Raw genomic sequence first — 6,222 nt, forward strand, 5'->3', positions numbered from 1 at the left:
TAGAGCTTGGCGTCGCCGTCGAGCACCGCGAGGTCGAACACGAACTCTTGATCATCGGGTGAGCCCCCGGGCGGTAGGGGCACCATGCCGATTCGCGCGGCGGCCGCACGGTCTATGATCCCGATGGTGCCGCTGTTGCTCTCGCCCACGTACAGGAGATTCGGGTCGGCTCTAGACTGCGCGATACCGACGGCGCCGAAGGAGCCCTGGACTCGGGGGAGCCACGACATGCTCACTCGGTCGAATCGTTCGACTAGTTCGGTCACGTAGAGGACGGGATCGCCGGGGATGCACAGCACGCTCTGAAGGTCGTCGAAGGCACCGGTATGAAGGACGGCGCTGATGAACTTCAGCGAGTCCGCGTCCACCACCACGATCCGGCGCCCCACCGTCACGTAGAGACGGCGATCGTCCGGGCACACCACCGCGTCAATGCCGTGGGTCCGGCCCGAGAACACCAGCCCCGTGGTGATCGTCTTGAGCAGAGCAGCGTGGGGGAGCGTGAAGGCGATCGTGTCCACGGCCACGTTGCCGGCGGTGTCCGCCACCACGATCTCAAGCTGGTTAGGCCCCCCGTGCAGCAGGTTCTCGAGGGTCTCGTGGACCAGGAGGCCCAGAGTGTCCAGCTGCTCCACGCGCCACACGCCGAGCAAGTTGGTGTCGCCGGCGGCTGGGCCGTTGATGCCCGTCAAGGTGCGCAGCCGGACGGTGGCGGGATCCACCACGCCGGCCGAGTCGCGCCAGGTGAGGCGGAGGTCCAGGAGCTTGTCGCCGTCGAGGTCGTACAGGGTGTCGAGGGGAGACAGCACCTGCAGGCGCGGCGGGGTCGTGTCGGGGGGGACGGGTGCGACCGGGTTGTCCGAGCACGCGCTGAGCGCGAGCAGGCCGGCGGCGCAGGGCAGGACTACGTTGCGAACGGTGCCGGGCCAGCGCACCATGACGGTCCTCCTAACAGGGTTCAACACTACGATGGCCCCCCCCTCCAGGCGCAACACGTGCGGCGTTCGGATTTGGAGTGGCACTTTTGGCGGGCCATACCTAACTCCCGAGCCGAGAGCTGCTTGCGCTTGGGCGCGGGCTCAACGCTCGGGCCAGCGGGGCTCCATCTGGAACGGCTCGAACGACATCGCCCCTCCGGGTGGAGGGGCGATTGTACCCCTGACGGGACCCGCGGGCAAGCGGCTGCTACGTGCCCCGGCGGATTCGAATGGCCCCGTTGACGGTGCGGATGTTCAGGGTGCGCCCGCCTTGGCCGATGCGGCCGCTCAGGCGCCGGGGCGACATGCGTCCGGTCACGGTGATCGGAAAGTCGCTGTTGATGTTGCCGTTCACCGTCGAGGCATCGAGGTCCGCGCCCAGGTCGCGCGGCAGCGTGACCGTCACGCTTCCGTTCACCGTGTTGAAGCGCAGCGGGCGACGACCGCCCGGCCCTATCACCGCGATGATGCTGCCGTTGACCGTGGTCGCCTCCGCCTCGCCATCGCTCGTCTCGATCCGCACGCCGGAATTGACGGTGCTCGCCTCGACCGGCCCGGTGAGGCCGAGGGCATCGACGCCGCCGTTGACCGTGCTGCCCGCGAACCCGACGCGGCGAGGCACGTGCACGGTGAATTCCACCTCGACGTCGTTGTTGTGCGTGCTCATGTGGCCGCCGCCCGGCTCGCACCGGTTGCCGCGGCCGGGGTAGACGGCGCAGATCGTGACGCCGCCCTCGTGCTCGACCACTTCTATCCGCACGTCGTCGGGGTCGTCGCGCCGGCCGCGCTTCTCGGCCGTCACCTCGACCTCGTTCCCCGTAGCCGGCTCGGCCGAAATCGAACCGTTCACGCCCCGGATCTCGATCGTCTTGCCCTCGGCGATGCGGCCGTGCCAGTTCCAGGTCGTTCCCTGCCGGATGGCGCCCGCGCCGGCGGGGCCATGGGGAAGCGCTGGAACCAGCGCGTACCACGCCGCCGCGACCACGATGCCTGCGATGCCGTACTTCATCATTCCTCCCGCTTCGGCGCCGCGACGCCGGCGCCACGCCTCAAGTAGATGCCGCCGCTGAAGGAGCGCAGCGTGAGCCGCGCGCCGCCGTTGCCCAGGGTGAACTCCCACTCGCGCTGCACCCGGCTGCCCGGCGTGAGCACGATCGGGAAATCCGACTCGAAGTCGCCGCTGAAGGTGCTCACGCTGATCGTCGCGTTGAGGCTGCCCGCGGCGCGCACCGTTACGTCGCCGGAATGCGCCTCGAAGCGGTAGCGGCCGTTCTGGGCCAGCCGCCCGGCGAACTCAATGCTGCCGCTCACCGTCTCCGCGCCGATCTCGCGGCCCTCGATCCCGTCCAGCGATATGTCACCCGAGACGCTGTGCGCGTTCACGCTCCCGCGGGCGTTCGAGACATCCACGTCGCCGCTGGTCGAACCGGCCTCGAGCGTACCCCGCACGTTGGTCACGCTGACGTCGCCCGAAACGCTCTGCACCATGACGTCGTCCGCGCCGCAATCGAGGGTGATGTCCCCCGAGACCGAGTTGAGGTTGACCGCGCCGCACACCCCGTCGATGTCAATGTCCGAAGAGATCGCGGTGACCTCGACCGGCGTGTTGTTGGGCACCGTGATCGTGTAGTCCACGTCAGCGTCGCCGCGGCGCGAGACCGTGCGCACCGAGACGCGGCCCGGGGATTCGTCCACCTCGACGCGGGCCCGGTCGTACTCGGCCACGACGCGAATCTGGTTGCGGCCCCAGGAGCGGATGGTGACGGTGCCGGAGATGTTCGACACCGAGAGCCTGGTGCCGGAGCGCGCGGCGAGCATGGTGTCGAGGGTCTGGGCCGAGAGCGCTCCCGCGCCCGCGGCACCGGCGATGACGGCGATGACGGCTGCGGATGCTGCGACAGAACGGTTCATGATCTCCTCAGCTCACCGGCATCGTGGCCGCGCGGCGCAGGACGTCGAGCTTCCGGCCGAGCGCGCGCTGTAGGTGGCTGTTCAAGTAGTTGTTATTGGGGTCCTGCTCGAGTGCATGCCGCGCTTGGGCGATCGCGGAGTCGATCACCTGGAGGCTCTGCTGGAGGACGCGCACCGTGGAGGTGTCGAGCTGAGACCGCCGGCCCGCGAGCAGTTGCTCGAGCTGCTGGATCGCTGGCGCATACGACTGGAACGCGTCGTCCGCGGGGCTCATCACTACCGGCGTCACTTGCACCCCGCCCGTGGCTCCCGAGGTCGGGCCCTGGGTCGCAGGCGTGCCGCGGGTCATCATCACCGCCACGCCCGCCGAGACCGCCATGAGCGTGACCGCCGCGGCGGCGAGCTGCGGGACCGAGAAGGCGAACCGGCGGCGGCGCGGCGCGAGGGGGATGACGTCGGCCGTGGACGCGTCGCCGATGCGCGACGCGATGCCCGCCCAGAGGTCGCGCTCCGGAGGCCGGTCGTCGAGCGCCCGCGCGCGACGTACCAGGCCGCGCAGGCTCTCCAGCGTCGCCCGGCACTCCGAGCACTGCGCGAGATGTGCCTCGGCCGCCGCGAGCGCGTCCCCGTGCAGCTCCCCGTCGAGGTAGGCCGAAAGCTCTTGGTTCAGATGTGCGCTCATGTCAGCGCTCCAGGTGGGCGCGCATCAGCATCCGCGCGCGGTGCAGCTGTGCCTTCGAAGTCCCGGACGTCACACCCAGCATCTCCGCGATCTCCTCGTGCCGGAACCCTTCCACGTCGTGCAACACGAACACTCGTCTTGCTCCCGGCGGCAGTCGCGCCACGGCGTCTTCCAGGTCCATTGCCGCTTCCACCGGGTGGCGCCGGCCCGGCGTGAGGTCCACGTCCGCCTCACTGTCGAACCGCCGCCGGCCCCGCGACTCGCCCTTCTGCCAGTTGAGGACCAGGTTCACGGCCAACCGGTGGAGCCAGGTCCCGAATTGCGCTTCGCCGCGAAAGGTCGAGAGCCGCTGCCAGGCCCTGACGAAGACGTCCTGCGTCAGCTCGTCCGGATCGCCGTCACCGCCCGCCATCCGCCGCACCAGCGAGTGGATCCTGGCCGAGTGCAGCCGGTAGAGCCGCTCGAACGCCTGCTGGTCCCCGGCCGCCGCCAGGGCGACGTCAGCCCCTTCGGAGTCGGCCTGGGCCAGCGAGTTGTCCGTCGACGGAGGTGGTGTCAGGCCGGCCTCCAAGCTCAGCGCTCTGATCGTCACGCACCCGATTGGACAGCCGAATGGGCCTAAGTAGTTGGAATGCCTGCCACTACAGTTGTAGAGCCGCCACGCCCTGCATCAGCCTGAGCTTGCGGTGCAGCGTGGAGCGGTCAATGCCGAGGACCTCGGCGGCCTTCAGCTTGTTGCCGTGGGTGGCCTCGAGCACGCGCAGGATGTAGCGACGCTCCACCTCCTCCAGCGTCAGGGTGGGCGGCAGCTCGTGCGGCGCGGTCCCGCCCTCCGGCGGCGCCACTTTCCCGATGGCGGGCGGGAGGTCGCGGAGGGTGATCGCTTTCCCCATGCGCAGGGCCAGAGCGCGGGCCAGGACGTTCTCGAGCTCGCGGACGTTGCCGGGCCACTGGTACGCCGTCAGTGCGGCGAGGGTATCGGGCGCGAGGTCGGCGTGCTCGAGCTGATAGCGGTCGGCGAGGCGCTTGATGAGTTGCTCGGCCAGCGCCGGGATATCCACCGGCCGCTCCCTAAGCGGGGGGATGTGGATGTGGACGATGTTGAGCCGGTAGAACAGGTCCTCGCGCATCCTGCCGGCCGCAACCTCGATCATCGGATCGCGGTTGGTGGCCGCTATGAGCCGCGCGTCGCTCCGGCGCGACTGGGTATCGCCGAGGCGGCGGAACTCGCCGTCCTGGAGGAAGCGCAGGAGCTTGGGCTGCGTGGCGAGCGGGACCTCGGCTACTTCGTCCAGGAACAGGGTACCGTCCGCCGCCACTTCGACGAGCCCCGTGTGGTCGCGCCGGGCATCGGTGAAGGCGCCGCGCTTGAAGCCGAAGAGCTCCGACTCGACGAGCGACGGCGGGAGCGCGGCACAGTTCAGCGCGACGAAGCTGCCGCGTCCCGATGCGGCGTGGATGGCGCGCGCGATGACCTCCTTGCCCGTCCCCGTGTCGCCGGTGATGAGGACCGGTGTCGAGGTCGGCGCGACCTTGATCGCGGTGTCGAGGATCTCCCGCATCTGCCGCGACACTGCGACGACGTCGGCGGGGAGCGCGAGGCGGCGGCGCAGCCGCGCCAGCTCGCGACGCGTCTCGCTGGACTCGAGCGCCCGTCGGACCGTGATAAGGAGTTCGGGGAATTTCGTGGGCTTGGTGAGGTAGTGCTGGGCGCCGGCGTGGAGCAGGTCCACCGCGGAATCCACCGAGCCGTGGGCCGTGATGACGATGAAGGGGATCTCCGGGCGCCGCTCCTGGACCGCGCCAAGGAGGGCGCGGCCGTCCATGCCCGGCATCATGAGGTCGGAAAGGATGACGTCCACCTCCTCACCCTGGTCGAGCAGGGCGAGGGCTGCTTCTCCGGAGAGGGCCGAGAAGACGGTCCAGCCGTCGGATTCCAGGACGGCGCGCAGCGGCTTGAACTGTGCCTCGTCGTCGTCCACGATCAGGATGCGACCTGCATCAGCCATGGGGTGACTGCGTTGGAGGATACCACAGAAGCTGTGATGCAACGTGGCAAACAGCAACAGGGGAGCGGGGAGCGGTTCCTTGGGGTGCGATGCGCCCGTTCGGGGCGCTCCAAAGGTACCGCTCCCCGCTCCCCGCTCCCCCTATCTCACCACCTCAGCCAGATCCCCGAACGAATCCAGCCAGTAATCCGGCTTTTCCTCCGAAAGGCGGTCCCGGGAGAAGGGTCCCCACAAGCAGGCGGCGGTGCGGGTGCCGGCGTCGCGGCCGGCGGCGATGTCGTGGGGCGAATCGCCGACCATGAGCGCTTCGGCCGCGGAAGCGCCGAGCTGGGCCAGCATGGCGAGGACGGGGGCGGGATCCGGCTTGCTGGCCTCGAGGTCGTCGCTGGTCATCATCCCGTCGAACAGCCCGTCGAAGCCGCAGAGGGTGAGGCCGCGGTCGATGCCGCGGCGGCTCTTGGAGGAGACGATACCGAGCCGCGCGCCTTTGGTCTTGAGGGCGCGGACGGTCTCGAGGGCGCCCGGATAGGCGGTAACCATGCCGTCGTGGTGGGAGTAGTTCCACTCGCGATAGGTCGCGATCATCGTTTCGATTTCGGCCGGGTCGTCGGTGAAGTCGCGGAACTGGACGCGGAGCGGGGTG

Annotated in this window: 7 protein-coding genes; all 7 read right to left on the reverse strand. The window is 69.4% G+C overall.

The window, feature by feature from the left end:
- A partial coding sequence (locus Q8Q85_00505; protein ID MDP3772726.1) for a hypothetical protein occupies window positions 1-938 on the reverse strand: 938 nt, incomplete at its 3' end.
- A gap of 247 nt (window positions 939-1,185) precedes the next feature.
- Entirely contained in the window at window positions 1,186-1,986 is an 801-nt protein-coding gene (locus Q8Q85_00510) for a hypothetical protein (protein ID MDP3772727.1), read from the reverse strand.
- Entirely contained in the window at window positions 1,986-2,888 is a 903-nt protein-coding gene (locus tag Q8Q85_00515; GenBank protein MDP3772728.1) for a DUF4097 family beta strand repeat-containing protein, read from the reverse strand. The genes Q8Q85_00510 and Q8Q85_00515 overlap by 1 nt, the downstream gene beginning before the upstream one ends.
- A gap of 7 nt (window positions 2,889-2,895) precedes the next feature.
- Window positions 2,896-3,570, reverse strand: coding sequence for a zf-HC2 domain-containing protein (locus tag Q8Q85_00520; protein ID MDP3772729.1), 675 nt, complete (start codon window positions 3,568-3,570; stop codon window positions 2,896-2,898).
- 1 nt (window position 3,571) lies between these two features.
- Window positions 3,572-4,162 carry an RNA polymerase sigma factor gene (locus Q8Q85_00525; GenBank protein ID MDP3772730.1) on the reverse strand — a complete coding sequence of 197 codons (591 nt, stop codon included), beginning with the start codon at window positions 4,160-4,162 and terminating at the stop codon, window positions 3,572-3,574.
- Between the two features lie 49 nt (window positions 4,163-4,211).
- Window positions 4,212-5,579 (reverse strand): sigma-54 dependent transcriptional regulator, encoded by a 1,368-nt coding sequence (locus tag Q8Q85_00530; protein ID MDP3772731.1) that lies wholly within the window; start codon window positions 5,577-5,579, stop codon window positions 4,212-4,214.
- Between the two features lie 141 nt (window positions 5,580-5,720).
- On the reverse strand, window positions 5,721-6,222 hold a 502-nt coding region (locus tag Q8Q85_00535), incomplete at its 5' end, for an HAD-IA family hydrolase (protein ID MDP3772732.1).

Source organism: Gemmatimonadales bacterium (genome assembly GCA_030697825.1).
Taxonomy (GTDB): Bacteria; Gemmatimonadota; Gemmatimonadetes; order Gemmatimonadales; family JACORV01; genus JACORV01.